Below are 14072 nucleotides of genomic sequence, written 5' to 3'. Positions count from 1 at the left end.
GAGGTGAAATAATTATGATGCAGAAAATACAGCGTTTTGGGGCTGCGATGTTCGTCCCAGTTATGCTGTTCTCATTTGCGGGTATTGTCGTAGCTCTTGGTAGCTTGTTCAATAACGCAACGTTGTTCGGTTCACTTGCAAACCCAGGTACCACTTGGTACAACATCTGGGATACAATTTCAGCCGGTGGTTGGACAGTCTTCAACCAAGAAGGAATTTTGTTCACGGTAGGTTTACCTATTGGTTTAGCTAACAAAGCTAGAGGTAGAGCTGCCATGGAGTCAGTAATCACTTACTTGACTTATAACTACTTTATCGGTGCTATGTTGTCACACTGGGGCAGCGCATTTGGTATTCCAAACTTTGACAAGATTCAAATTGTCTCAAACGCTACTAACAACGGTTTGACTACCATTGCCGGTATTAAGACTCTTGATACCAGTATCTTGGGTGCCTTGGTAGTTGCCTTGATCGTTGGATGGCTTCACAACAAATACTTCGATAAGAAGTTGCCTGATTGGTTAGGTATTTTCCAAGGTTCAGTTTATGTTTACTTCCTTGCATTCTTTGCAATGATTCCATTAGCACTTCTTACTTGCTGGGGCTGGCCAAAAGTCCAAAGCGGTATTGCTGCTATGCAAAACTTCATTGTAAGCAGTGGATTTATCGGTATTTGGGTTTACAACTTCTTAAACCGTATTTTGATTCCTACTGGACTTCACCACTTGGTATACATTCCATTCCAGTTCGGTCCAGCCGTTGTTGCCGGTGGTTTGCAACCATACTGGTTGAAGCACTTGGCAGAATATGCCGCAAGTTCTCGTCCTTTGGCTCAATTAGCACCAATGGAAGGATTCCAGCTTTACGGTAACGAAAAAGTATTCTTAGTTCCATTTATTTGTCTTGCCTTCTACGCAACTGCTAAGAAGAACAAGAAGAAGCAAACTTCAGCTTTGCTTATCCCAGCTGCTTTAACTTCAGTTTTAGCAGGTATTACTGAACCTATTGACTTTACCTATTTGTTCGCAGCTCCAGTTCTTTGGGTTGTTTACTCAGTAATGTCAGCTACGATGAACACTGTGATGTACGCATTTGGTTTAAGAGGTTTCATGTCAGACGGTGCTATTGGTATCGCATCCCAGAACTGGTTGCCATTGTGGGAACACCACTGGAAGATTTATGTAATGCAATTTATCGTTGGTATTATCTTCGGTATTATTACTTACTTCGTCTTCAAGATTATGATTGAAAAGTTTAACTACATCACTCCAGGTCGTGAAGCTGATGATCAAGATGTTAAACTTATTAACAAGAAAGAATACAAACAAAAGATGGCTGCTAAGGAAGCTGGCAAAGATGCTAGCGATCCTTACATTGCCAGAGCTACTGCTTACCTTGACTTATTAGGTGGTGCTTCAAACATTACCGAATTGAGCTCATGCGCTACTAGATTACGTGTATCTGTTGCAGATCCAAGCAAGGTTGCTCCTGACTCAGAATTCAAGGCAAACAAGGCTGTTAACGTTGTTCACCATGGTAAAGCTATTCAAGTTATCGTAGGTCTTGATGTTCCTCAAGTTCTTGATAAAATGAACGACTTGATAAAACAAAGCGGAAGCGCTGCTCAAGTATCAACTGCTCAAGATAATCCATATATTGAAAGAGCTACTGCTTACCTCGACTTGCTTGGTGGCGAATCCAATATTAATGATTTGATCAGCTGCTCAACTAGAGTAAGAGCTCATGTTGTTGATATGAGCAAAGTTGCTAACGATGTTGACTTCAAGAAGTACGATGCTAAAGAAGTCGAACGTAAAGATAATGAAAAAGAAGTTGACATTGTAGTTGGCTTAGACGCAGATCAAATTGTCGATAACATGAAGAGTTTAATGTAATTGTAAGCGATTGTTAACTTGTGCTAAAATATATTTACATTTTGTAATGTATTTAAAGGCACGAGTTATGGCAAATCTAAAAACAATGATTTTAAATAATAACGATAAATTGAATGATTCTGAAAAAAAGATCATTCAATTTGTTGTAAATAACCCAGAATCTTGCAGCAAACTCAGTTTGTCTAAATTAGCAAAAAAACTGTATGTTTCAGAATCCGCTATTTTCAGACTCTGCAAGAAATTAGGACTTAGTGGTTATAGTGAATTAAAGTTTGATCTCCATGAACTTGCTTCGTCTGAGAATCGAGCAATTAGAGCCCATAGTGATTTTGCTCATGATTTGTTAAAGGCAACAGCTGATGTTGTAAAGTATTTTCATAGCTTGAATTTGAAAAATCTATATCAAGCTTTTGATAATGCAAGCATGGTCTATCTTTTTTCAACTGGATGGGAACAGCAGCTAATTGCACAATACATTTCACATGAGTTATTCATGGTTGGTTTACATACGACAATTTTGCCTTCTGCTGTCGATGAGCTTAAGGCTGCAAGTCGAAATGCTAAAAAAGGTGATGTACTATTCATTATTTCATTTTCGGGTGACAATAAGATCATCAATGAAGAAATTGCAAAATTGAAGTTGCGGACGGATAAGTTTGTTTTGGTTTCATTAACCAACATGAAGCAAAATAAATTAGCATCTTTAACGCAATACAATATGTATTTTCCAACTGTAGTTTTTTGGAAGGACCTGAAGATAACCAAGAGGTTGCCTTTACTCCAGCCTATTGTTTAGTTGATCTATTGGTTAGTGATTATTCAGCCTTTCATAATGAAAAGAGGAACCGTGATGTGGGCAGTAAGTAAACGCAAATTTTCGAATCTACTTGACCGAATTGCAAGAACGGTACATTTAGATGCAAATCGAACCATTGAATGGTATTCTTACATCTTGTTTTTAATCCCAATTGCTCTTTGGTTAATGATTGAAATGCGCATTCTCGCTAGCAAGCAATCATGGACAGTAATGTTCAAACAACCAGCGGTTGCAGTGGGTGTGATCATCGCATTCGTTGATTTGATGACAGGATACTATTTATTACTGAAGGAACAAGAAGTGCTTGAAACTTATGAGAATTATCGTTTCTTCATGATGTGGCAAGCTATAAGTCAAATTCTTGTTGGCAATTTCCTTTGTTTTGTGATGGCTTTAATTGGAATTCACGAAGCAAAAAGTCTTAAGAATGGGCAGCGTGATGCAACAGTAACAGTTGTCAGCATTGTTTCCGGTTTGTTTTTAGTAATTTGTTTCGGATTTATCCTTTTAATGAGTTTATAAAAAGTTGAGGTTATAATTATGTTCAATTTCTTTAAGAAAAAGAAAGCTACTGGTACTGAAGTTTTAGCAGCAGTAAGTGGTGAATTGATGCCAATTACTGATGTTAAAGATGACGTCTTTTCAACAAAGATGTTAGGTGATGGCTTTGCAATTAAGCCAAATGATGGCAATGTTTATGCTCCTGTAAGCGGTGAAATTTCTACTGTTTTCCCAACTAAGCATGCAATTGGAATTAAAACTAAAGAGGGTCTTGAGCTTTTAATTCACTTAGGTCTTGATACAGTAGAGTTAAAAGGTGCTCCTTTCACTACTAATGTTAAACAAGGCGATCAAGTTTCAGCAGGTGATCAGTTAGCCACAATGGACCTGAAACAAATTACTGATGCCGGTTATGATGACAGTGTAATTGTTGTTTACACTAATATGGATCTGCTTAAGGCTGTTGATCCAATTGAAAAGCGAAGCATTCAGCATTCCGAAAAAGCACAAACTATTCATTTTAACTAATTGTTTTGTTAAATATTTTTCCCCCCGAGAGTTAAATTAACCTCAATTTGATAATAGGTAATTTGATAGTTTTGAAGTTCCGACGTTTAGTCGGGACTTTTTTGTTATAAAATAATAAGTAGAGTAAATATGGAGGTGTTCAGGTGAAAAAGGGACTAGTTCTTGAAGGCGGTGCAATGCGTGGAATGTTTACCGCTGGCGTTCTTGATGTCTTGATGAAAAACAATGTAACTTTTGACGGAGCAGTTGGCGTATCAGCTGGTACGGCTTTTGGTGTTAATCTGAAATCTAAACAGCCTGGACGAGTATTGCGTTATAATTTACGTTTTGCTGGCAATCCACGTTATGCCAGTTGGAAGTCTTGGTTTCAATCGGGCAATTTATATGCGGCAAATTTTTGCTACCATTTGATTCCTGAAGAGTACGATCCGTTTGATAAAAAAACTTTTAGAGAAAATCCAATGGAATTTTGGAGCGTATCCACTGATGTTGAGACTGGTGAAGCTGACTATCATCTTTTAAGGGATGGCAGTTATACGGACCTTGAATGGGTTAGAGCTTCGGCTTCTATTCCATTTTTTGCACATCCTGTCGCCATTAAAGGACATTACTATTTTGATGGTGGGGTTTCCGACTCAATACCATTGACCTTTGCAGAAAAGCATTATGATTTAAACGTCGTGATAACTACTCAGCCTAGAGAATATCGCAAAGGCAAAGATAAATTGTGGCCAATTGAGAAAATGGTTTTACGGCAATATCCAGCCATTTTAAAGAAAATAAAAACACGATCACAAGATTATAATCGCTGTCTTGATGAAATTGAACGGCAAGAAAAGGAAAAGAAGATTTTTGTGATTCGTCCGCCATATCCGCTTGAAATTGGTACGGTTGAGACTAATAAGGATGAATTAAAGCGCATTTACCAGATTGGAATTAATGAAGGGCAGAAGCAGGTAACAGCCTTAAAGAAATATTTGAAAGAGTGATTTTATGAAAAGATATAGACCAAGTACCAAAAGTGTTGTTATAGGAATTGTAATTATGATTGCAGGAATTCTCTGTTGGGGAATTGTTGCGCCATTAAAAAATAATCCGCATTTCTTCTTTTTGTTTCCATTAGGTCTAATATTAATTTGTATTGGTGGTTTAGAATTGACAATAACGGCTCTTAATACTGTTCACAAGAATGACTTGGCGATGCGAGAAGCAATTAAAAAGCGAGAGGCCGAAAAAAAAGCAAAGAAAGAAGAGCAAAAGTAAGAAAAATTATTCTGGTTTTAATATAATTTAAACTAAGAAATAAGGAGGGCCTTCTAAATGGATTTTGATGAAGTTTTTAAAAAGGAAAGAGTAACCCGTAAATTTACTAACCGGAAAGTAAATGAAAGATTGCTGGCTAAAATTGTTAAAGATGCGCAGCATTCACCATCCTTGCTTAATTCTCAACCATGGCACGTCTACATGGTAACGGGTGACAGTTTAGCTAAGTTAAAGCAGGCACAAATGGAAAACGCTGATTCTGGCAAAGAGCCAAGCGAAGACTTTGCATCAATGCTTTCGCTTGATTGGGATACTTTTCCAAGTCGCAACATGGCAACAATGGGTGCTTCGCAGACATACTTTTTTTAGAAATAAGCTTAATTTGTTTAATGAAGCAAATAAGGAAATGTTTAATGCACCAGCAATTGCATTTTTGACCATTCCTAAGATTTCCCCAGCTTGGTCTGTTTTTGACTTGGGAATCTTTGCACAAAGCTTGATGCTTTCAGCAATTAATAACGGTATTTCAGTAATGCCCGCGCACTCATTGGTTTCTTATCCTGACCTGGTTCGCAAATATGCCGGCATTTCTGAAAATGAAATGGTCGGAATGGCAATTGCACTTGCACTTGGCTATCGCGACAATGGTGCAGAAGTAAATGATCCAAAGTTCTACCCAGACAGAGTACCATTTGAAAGGATTTATAAGTTGAGTAAATAAGTTTTTATAAGAATGGTAGAATGAAAGTAAACGGAAGATTTTATAAATTCTTATTAAAAAGGTGACAAAATTTTGAGTGATCCTGAAATAATTAAAAATTTGATTGCAACACTGATTATTTTTATCTTTGCTTCCTTTTTCGTTGCTGCCGAATTTGCGTTAGTGCAGACTCGTGCCAGTCAACTTGAAGATATGCTTAGTAATGGTCAGGGCAACAAGAAAAAAGTAAAACGGGGATTGCATATGGTTCGCAATCTGAATGAGTATTTGTCAACTACCCAGGTTGGTACTACTTTAGTTGGTGCTATTTTAGGTTGGTTCTCGGGTGATACAATTGCTGCCATTCTTGAAAAACTATTTAAGTTGACGCCAATGAATCTTTCATTGGTAAAATCAGTCAGTACTATTTTAGCTTTGATTTTGTTAACTTACTTGGAAGTTGTCGTTACCGAAATCGTGCCTAAGAATATTGCAATTGATATGCCGGTCAAAATTTTAATGGGTATCATTACGCCGCTGCAATGGTTCCATACCTTGGTTTATCCGTTTGTTTGGCTTTTAAACAAGAGTTCCAATGGACTATTAAAGTTAATGGGATTCCAGCCGGCTGACGAAGAAAACGAAATTTATTCACAGTCTGAAATTATTAAGTTATCGCAAAATGCCGTTCATGGCGGATCACTTGATAAATATGATTTAACTTACATGGAACGTGCCTTTGAGCTTAATGATAAAGTTGCAAAGGACATTATGACTGACCGGACACGCTTAACGGTTCTTGATTCAACTGACACAATTAAACAAGCCCTTAAAATGTATTTGGATGAAGGATTCAGTCGTTTTCCAGTTGTTCGTGATAATGATAAAGACGACGTCGTTGGTTATGTTTATGCTTATGACATAGTTCAGCAAAACCAAGTGGACAACAACGTCCCTGTAACCAGAATTATTCGGACAATTATTACTGTACCTGAATCAATGCCAATTCAAGATATTTTGCATTTGATGATTCAAAAACATACACCAATTGTTTTGGTAGTTGATGAATACGGTGGTACGAGCGGAATTGTAACTGATAAAGATATTTATGAAGAGCTCTTTGGTTCCGTTAAAGATGAAATTGATGATGTTTCTGATGATTACATCATTAAGGATAAAGAAGGCAATGTTCACGTTTCTGGTAAAACTACCCTGTATGATTTTGAACGCTACTTCCATACTAATTTGAAGAGCTTTCAAGATAGCGATATTATTACTATTGGTGGTTATATGATGGAACATTATCCTGATCTTAAAAAGGGTGATTCCATCACAATTGAAGGTTACAATTTCAAACTTGATAGTATTGAGCAAGGTTTTATGAGATGGTTTATTGTTAAACCTGAAAGTGAAAAAAATGCTGATCAAGAATAAGCATAATTTTTAAAAAGGTTAAGAGAAAGCGCTGAGACTAGCGCTTTTTTATATAAAGATGTTATAATCACTTTTATCGAGTATTTATTAATGATTATTAGTAAAGGAATATTTAAACAAAATGGCAGATAATATTAATCAAATTATTGATCATAAGTTATTCACTGAAGATGACATTCATGAAATGTGCGTCCGCTTGGGCAAGCAATTAACTGAAGATTATGCTGGCAAAAAACCATTGGTTGTTGGTGCTTTAAAAGGCGCAATTTATTTCTTAACTGATGTTACCCGGCAAATGGATGTTGCCCATCAATTAGATTTCCTTGATGTTTCCAGTTATGGCAATGGTTTTGAATCTACTGGAAAAATTAAAGTAGTGACAGATCTTAGTGCCGATGTCAAAGATCGCGATGTGTTGATTATCGAAGATATTGTTGATACTGGCTTAACGTTGAAGTTTATGAGGGACCTAATTAAGGGTCGCGGAGCTAAGAGCGTTAAGTGCTGTGCTCTTTTGAATAAGGACGCTCGCAGAACAACTGACGTCACAGTCGATTATTATGGTTCAAAAGTTGGCAACGAATTTGTTGTTGGCTACGGTTTAGACTTTTTAAACATGTATCGTAATATTCCTTATATCGGTGTATTAAAGCCAGAAATTATTGATAAATATGCCAAGTAATTAAAAAAGGTAAATAAAAAACCTTGCCCAAAAGCGGCAAGGTTTTTTTACAAAAATTAATTCTTTAAATTATTGTTGGCCTTATTTTGTTTTTGCTTGTAATAATAAATTGGCATTCCTAGCAAGGTTAAGCCAATTCCAATCATTGAAAGAATGAATTGGTTGATAATTGTGGAAACAACAATGAAAACACCACCGATAATTGAAATTAGTGGAATCAATGGATACCAAGGAACCGAGAATGGTCTCTTTAATTCAGGTTCCCGCTTGCGCAAAACAAGAACTGCAATTGAAAGCATTGTATTGAAGGTCCACATGACAAAGACCAGCATGTCAGTTAGAACATTAAAGTTGCCTAGCAAAATCATAATGATTGCAATCAAATTGACGATTACGGCGCCAATAATTGGTACACCAGTATGGATATTAGTTTTACCAATCTTATTAGAATAAGGGAGCAAATTGTCCTGAGCAAGAATATACGGCGTTCTCATCCCTGTTAGCATAAAGGCGTTAACTGCACCATAGACCGAAATCAAAATGCCGACAGTTACCAATTTGCCGCCAAATTGACCAAATAATTTACTCGATGCTTCAAAAGCAGCGTTGTTGTTATTGACTAATTGATGAATTGGCAGAACAGTCAAAAAGGTATAATTGATCAGTACGTAGATCAAAGTGATAATGGACAATCCAGCAATAATGGCTCTTGAAAGGTCCTTTTCAGGATTCTTTACTTCGTTGGCGAGATTAGTAACTACAATCCAGCCTTCAAAGGCAAAAAGTGCTGAAAGAAGACCTTGACTTAGGCCACCAGCCATTGATTTGCCGGCACCAACTGTAAGTGGCAAAATTTGAATATTGATTCGATTTTGATTGAAAATTCCCCAGATAATGATTAAAACAATTGGAATAATTTTTAATACCGTAATTACTGATTGCATTTTACTGGAAACTTTCGTTCCAATTAGGTTAATTCCAAATAAGAATAGAACCAGTAAAATCGCAATTAGATTGGAAAATTTATTGGAGATGCCAAACAAAGAAACAAATTGAACGCCAAAGATAGAACTTAAGGCTCCGATTTGGGCGGGAAAGTAGACGATCATTTGTGCCCAACCGAAGAGAAAGCCCCACACTCTGCCATATGTATAGTCTAAATATTTAATTGCCCCGTTGACTTTCAAACTGGCCGCAATTTCAGAAACGGTTAAGCCGGAAGCAATTGAAATTACTCCGGCTAATATCCAGACAAACAAGGTCATTGAAGTACTGCCTGTCTGGGCCGTAATTGTACCTATTTTGAAAAAAACTCCAGCACCAATGACTGATCCGACTACGGTCGCCAGAGCCTGGGTGAAGGAAATCTGTCTTTTCATTGTATCAACCTTTCAGAAAAGAACATAAATCAAACTCTTTTTATTATACAAAATATTAAGGGCTTGGTATAGAAGAAAAGATTGGTTAAAATAGTTAGTTAGGGAGGAAAAAGCGATGAAGAGGTTTCATCATAAATTTACTTTGCCGTTGATTTTAACGTTGCTTGTTTTAGCAGTGGCAGGTCTTTTCATCGGTTTTCTTAATTTTCGCCGGCAAACAACCTTGCCCAGCAATTCGAATACCAGTGTCATCGGCGTAGAATTGACGCAGGATTTTGATTACATTGATTTGCATAAATTGCAGGCAAACGGAATTTCTTTTGTTTATTTGCGCGGCACACAAGGACAATCTTATTTTGATGATAACTATCTGTCCTATCGTGATCAGATTCAAGGAACGAAGCTGGCTTTTGGCACGGAGATTTACTTTAGCAATCAGTCAACACCTCAGCAGCAGTATCAATATTTTGTTAAAAAAGTCGGCAATAATTCTGGCAGTTTGCCAATTATGCTTATTCCGGCTGTTGCCAGTACAAAGAGCAGCTACCTAAGCAAAATGGGGCAGCTTGCAGAAAAATTAATGCAATCAGGTAAGAAAGTGATTGTAGCGGTCGATTATCATTATGCAAAATTTTTCCCGGCAAAAACGCAATTTATCACGTCTGGCAGCAAGCAGCCAAATAAAATGAAATATGCATTTTGGCGTTATACTACTAATGGTCGAGTCAAGGATGTTAGTGGCTTGGAAAAGGGAGTAACGATGTTTTCTTATAACGGTTCGGTTACTCAATATAAACAGAAATATGGACAATTAACACAATAATGTATCAAGAAAAAATTAAAGCAGTTCTCGCAAAAGAACATAAAGAAACACCAACCTTAATTCAAAAAGAAAGCTATGACGCCATTTTGAATGGTGCCAGCTGTGTTTGCCTGGCTAAAACAGGAACTGGTAAAACATTAGCTTATGCGTTGCCGGTTTTGGAAAGAATCAAAAAGGGCGAAGCAAATAGCGCTGTAATTATTGCGCCGACTACTGAATTAGCCGTTCAAATCAGACATGCAATTAATCCTTATTTGCATGCCCTAGGCTTAAGCGGAGTGTCCTTGGTAGGTGCTGGTAATCGCGGGCGTCAAGAAGATAAACTGAAGAAAAAGCATCCAGAGGTAGTTGTTGCCACTCCAGGACGTTTTTTTGACTTCTTTTCTAGCGGACGCATAAAAGTAGCCCAGATTAAGTCATTGGTTATCGATGAGGCTGATGACATATTGGAATTTACTAAGATGGAATTGCTTAGTTCATTAGGGCAGAATCTTGCAAGTGAGGCACAGATTTTGCTGTTTGGCGCAACTGATTCCGAAATAACGCAGGATGCCGAAGATGTTTTTGCCCGCCGCTTTTTACTAATTGATGTGCGTCCAGAGCAAAAGACGACAACCAAACACTACTTCTTGCAAGTCGATAATGCTCATAAAATAGAATTCTTGCAAAGAATGACCAAACTTGATCAATTTAAGGGGATTCTCTTTTTTGATTCAAATCAAACTATGGTCCGATTTGCTGGAATTTTCGGCCACACCAAAACCAAATTTGAATTGCTGGCTAATGAATTTAGCAAGCAGCGTCGCGAAGAAGCCTTGCATGATTTAGCAAATGGCAAAACCAAATTGCTGCTGGCAACGGATTTAGCGGCGAGAGGTTTGGATATTCCAGGTTTAACTTATGTAATTAACTATGAGATTCCAAGTGAGGTTAATACCTACCTTCACCGGGCTGGACGAACGGGTCGGATGAATAAAGAAGGCTATGTTGTTACTTTAGGCGATGATCATGATTTTCGTGATCTGAAAAAGCTATTGGCTGGAGAAATTGAAGTTAAGCGAGTTTATTTTGCGGGCTATCATTTGACGCAAAAGAAGCCAAAACTAAAGAAAAAAGAGGCAACGGCAGTGGTCACTGCCAAAGTTAAAAAGCATAAGAAGAGAAAGAACAAGAATAAAGGTTATCATCCACATTATTTGAAGGTGAAAAAATGAATCGATTAGTTTATTGGATGGAGAATAATCTGTTGCCAATTGCTAACCGAATCGCTCAAATTCGTTGGTTGGTAGCCTTGAGGAATGCTTTTATTTCAGTAATGCCGATTACAATTGCTGGATCAGTAGCGGTCCTGATTAAAAGCTTGATTGATGCTGCTAGAACACAATTGGGTTGGGATACCTTTGCTTTTGCCATGCAGCCGTTGACCAGAATCAGCAATATCGTTTGGCGCGGCAGTTTTGCCTTGTTTGCGTTATTCTTATCGGTTTCCTTGGGTTATCAGTTGGCAAAGACATTTGAAGCAAATCGTTTGGCTGGAGCAATTACTTCATTGTCCAGTTTTATGATCAGCGTTGCCAATTATGCACAGATTAAGCTTCATGGTGAAACCGTTACGGTCAAACAAGCTTTTGGCATTGAGCAATTTTCAACCACGGGAATATTCACTGCCATTTTGTTCGGCTCACTCGGCTTTGGCATTTATGTATTATGTTATAAAGCACGGATCATGATTCATTTGCAGGCCAATTTGCCGCATGCTGAACAAGCTGCATTTGATTCCTTGATTCCAGGAATTCTTGCAATCTTTGGTGTAGGTGCAATCAATTATCTTTTTCAGACATTTGTGGGCACTTATTTTGGCAACTGGCTCTTGGAAGCAATTCAAATTCCTTTAGTCAAATTAGGTCAAGGCTTTGGTGTGGTCATGCTTGTCACGCTGCTAGTGCAAGTCTTTGGCTTTTTCGGCCTAAATGGTCTGGCTGTTTTATCGCCAATTTTGGATTCAATTTGGTTAACTGCGCAAAATGTCAATGTCACGGCTGCTCGAAATGCTCAAGTTCCGAAATTTATTTGGGTAAGAGGATCATTTGATTCTTTTGCCTGGTTTGGCGGAACGGGCGGTACATTGATGCTGATTATTGCGATTCTGCTATTTTCAAAACGTAGTGATTACCGCACGATTGCCAAAGTTGCACTTGCTCCAGGAATTTTCAATATAAATGAACCGGTTGTTTTTGGTTTACCCATTGTTCTGAATCCAATTTACTTTATTCCATTTATACTGGCACCCTTGGTTAATGTCGCTTTCTCTTATTGGATAACCGTTATGGGCTTGGTCAATCCGGTTCAAGTTGCCGTTCCATCGGTTGTGCCGCCGATTTTTAATTCCTTTTTGGCCTGCAATTATGACTGGCGAGCAATTATCTTGGCAATAATCAACATGTTAATTGCATTGGCGATTTGGGCACCGTTTGTTTTTGCTGCTGATAAAATCGCTGATACGAATCATCCGCGGACGTTCTTTAGTCGGAAATATTAATCTATTACATAGTGAATTAACTGTCATTTTATGATAAAGTTAATTTGTGCTGGTCCTGTAGCTCAGCTGGATAGAGCATCGGTTTCCTAAACCGTGTGTCGTGGGTTCAAATCTCACCAGGATCATATTTTTTAATAGTTAGGATAAGAAAGAGACTTATGCTTTATTTATTATTAGCAGCTGCCGCAATTATTATTGGTTGTTTTTGCCTGGTTTTTGGTTTGGATAAAAATCGGCCACCAAAGACAAGAAAATATTTGTTATACACAGCATTAATTTGTGTATTTCTTGTTTGGGGCTTAGTGACAGTGATCATGCTTAATCCAATGAAATAAAGGAAAAAAAGCGTAATGAAAAAAATAAAAGTAATGACGGTTTTCGGTACGCGTCCAGAAGCAATCAAAATGGCACCGCTTGTTTTAAAACTGAAAAAAGATGAGCGTTTTGATGAAGTAACGGTTGTTAGTGCGCAGCACCGTGAAATGCTGGATCAGGTTTTGGATATTTTTAAAATTAAGCCTGACTATGACTTTAACATTATGCACAAGAACCAGACTTTGGAGGATATTACTTCAAAAGTTTTGAATGATTTAGCTAAAGTCATCCAAGAAGAAAAGCCAGACATCGTTCTAGTTCACGGCGACACCACAACAAGTTTTGCTGCCAGCTTAGCCACTTTTTATGAACAAACAACTTTGGGCCACGTTGAGGCCGGACTTCGTACTTGGAACAAGTATTCACCGTTTCCTGAAGAGATGAACCGGCAAATGACTGATGACATGGCTGATCTTTACTTTGCACCAACTGAATTGTCTAAGTCTAATTTGTTAAAAGAAAATCACAAACCAGATGGCATTTTTGTGACCGGTAATACTGCAATCGATGCTCTTCATGAAACTGTGCAAAAAGATTATCATCACGCTGTGATGGATGAAATTACGCCTGGGAGCAAAGTGATTTTGGTAACCATGCACCGTCGCGAAAATCAGGGTGAACCAATGCGCCGCGTCTTCAAAGTCATAAAGCAGGTTATCGACAGCCATGATGATGTGGAAATCATTTATCCAGTCCACTTATCCCCAAGAGTGCAAAAAGTTGCCAACGAAGTTCTTGGCGGTGACCCGAGAATTCACTTGATTGAACCATTGGATGTGGTCGATTTCCACAATTTGGCTAAACGTTCATACTTCATCATGACCGATTCCGGCGGTGTACAAGAAGAAGCACCAAGCCTTGGCAAGCCCGTTCTTGTTTTAAGAGATACCACTGAGCGCCCAGAAGGAGTCAAAGCCGGAACCTTAAGACTTGTGGGTACAGAAGTGGATAAAGTCAGAGAGAACATGCTTGAGCTTTTGGAAAACAAGGATGCCTATGACAAGATGGCCAATGCAAAGAATCCATATGGGGATGGTCATGCGGCTGATCGGATCATGGATGATATTGCATACTACTTCTCAGACAAGACAGGTCCAAGACCAAAGGATTTTGAATAAAAGAAAAGCAATGAGTTT

General features: G+C 38.0%; 14 protein-coding genes, 1 tRNA gene and 1 pseudogene. 15 read left to right on the top strand and 1 reads right to left on the bottom strand.

Annotated elements, in window-relative coordinates; genetic code table 11:
• Positions 1–14 precede the first annotated feature (14 nt).
• From D0Z64_RS05130 to hpt, 9 genes and pseudogenes are all read left to right on the top strand, one after another.
• The gene (locus D0Z64_RS05130) at positions 15–1895 is read left to right on the top strand and encodes an alpha-glucoside-specific PTS transporter subunit IIBC (RefSeq protein WP_006352700.1); all 1881 of its coding nucleotides are present in this window, start codon (positions 15–17) and stop codon (positions 1893–1895) included.
• A gap of 67 nt (positions 1896–1962) precedes the next feature.
• Positions 1963–2691, top strand: coding sequence for a MurR/RpiR family transcriptional regulator (locus D0Z64_RS05125; protein ID WP_241244167.1), 729 nt, complete (start codon positions 1963–1965; stop codon positions 2689–2691).
• Positions 2692–2745: 54 nt separating this feature from the next.
• Positions 2746–3234, top strand: coding sequence for a hypothetical protein (locus D0Z64_RS05120; RefSeq protein ID WP_040457419.1), 489 nt, complete (start codon positions 2746–2748; stop codon positions 3232–3234).
• Between the two features lie 18 nt (positions 3235–3252).
• Positions 3253–3741 carry a PTS sugar transporter subunit IIA gene (locus tag D0Z64_RS05115; protein WP_006352697.1) on the top strand — a complete coding sequence of 163 codons (489 nt, stop codon included), beginning with the start codon at positions 3253–3255 and terminating at the stop codon, positions 3739–3741.
• A gap of 143 nt (positions 3742–3884) precedes the next feature.
• Positions 3885–4730, top strand: coding sequence for a patatin-like phospholipase family protein (locus tag D0Z64_RS05110; RefSeq protein WP_080881605.1), 846 nt, complete (start codon positions 3885–3887; stop codon positions 4728–4730).
• A gap of 4 nt (positions 4731–4734) precedes the next feature.
• Positions 4735–5004 carry a hypothetical protein gene (locus tag D0Z64_RS05105; RefSeq protein WP_006352695.1) on the top strand — a complete coding sequence of 90 codons (270 nt, stop codon included), beginning with the start codon at positions 4735–4737 and terminating at the stop codon, positions 5002–5004.
• A 57-nt stretch (positions 5005–5061) separates the two neighbouring features.
• Positions 5062–5725 (top strand): annotated as a pseudogene (locus D0Z64_RS05100) (nitroreductase).
• Positions 5726–5797: 72 nt separating this feature from the next.
• Positions 5798–7138 (top strand): hemolysin family protein, encoded by a 1341-nt coding sequence (locus D0Z64_RS05095; RefSeq protein WP_080881604.1) that lies wholly within the window; start codon positions 5798–5800, stop codon positions 7136–7138.
• Between the two features lie 121 nt (positions 7139–7259).
• Positions 7260–7820: a hypoxanthine phosphoribosyltransferase gene (hpt, locus tag D0Z64_RS05090; RefSeq protein WP_006352691.1), complete on the top strand. Its 561-nt coding sequence runs from the start codon at positions 7260–7262 to the stop codon at positions 7818–7820.
• 56 nt (positions 7821–7876) lie between these two features.
• Here hpt and D0Z64_RS05085 read toward each other — a convergent pair whose 3' ends face one another.
• Positions 7877–9199, bottom strand: coding sequence for an APC family permease (locus D0Z64_RS05085; RefSeq protein ID WP_127345706.1), 1323 nt, complete (start codon positions 9197–9199; stop codon positions 7877–7879).
• 115 nt (positions 9200–9314) lie between these two features.
• On the opposite strand from D0Z64_RS05085, the gene D0Z64_RS05080 reads away from it, so the two are divergent.
• From D0Z64_RS05080 to wecB, 6 genes are all read left to right on the top strand, one after another.
• Positions 9315–10022, top strand: coding sequence for a GH25 family lysozyme (locus tag D0Z64_RS05080; RefSeq protein WP_006352688.1), 708 nt, complete (start codon positions 9315–9317; stop codon positions 10020–10022).
• Positions 10022–11236 (top strand): DEAD/DEAH box helicase, encoded by a 1215-nt coding sequence (locus D0Z64_RS05075; RefSeq protein ID WP_127345705.1) that lies wholly within the window; start codon positions 10022–10024, stop codon positions 11234–11236. Before D0Z64_RS05080 ends, D0Z64_RS05075 begins: the two co-directional genes overlap by 1 nt.
• Entirely contained in the window at positions 11233–12561 is a 1329-nt protein-coding gene (locus D0Z64_RS05070) for a PTS sugar transporter subunit IIC (RefSeq protein ID WP_127345704.1), read from the top strand. The genes D0Z64_RS05075 and D0Z64_RS05070 overlap by 4 nt, the downstream gene beginning before the upstream one ends.
• A gap of 51 nt (positions 12562–12612) precedes the next feature.
• Positions 12613–12686, top strand: a tRNA-Arg gene (locus tag D0Z64_RS05065).
• A 33-nt stretch (positions 12687–12719) separates the two neighbouring features.
• A complete protein-coding gene (locus D0Z64_RS08340) occupies positions 12720–12896 on the top strand; it encodes a hypothetical protein (protein WP_006352685.1) in 177 nt (58 codons plus the stop codon).
• A gap of 15 nt (positions 12897–12911) precedes the next feature.
• Positions 12912–14054 (top strand): non-hydrolyzing UDP-N-acetylglucosamine 2-epimerase, encoded by a 1143-nt coding sequence (gene wecB / locus D0Z64_RS05060; protein ID WP_006352684.1) that lies wholly within the window; start codon positions 12912–12914, stop codon positions 14052–14054.
• The last annotated feature ends 18 nt before the right edge of the window (positions 14055–14072 follow it).

It is taken from the genome of Lactobacillus amylolyticus (assembly GCF_003999355.1).
In the GTDB taxonomy this organism is placed as follows: Bacteria; Bacillota; Bacilli; order Lactobacillales; family Lactobacillaceae; genus Lactobacillus; species Lactobacillus amylolyticus.
The sequence above is the reverse complement of the archived record's forward strand: the minus strand, read 5'-3'. Positions and strand labels throughout refer to the sequence as shown.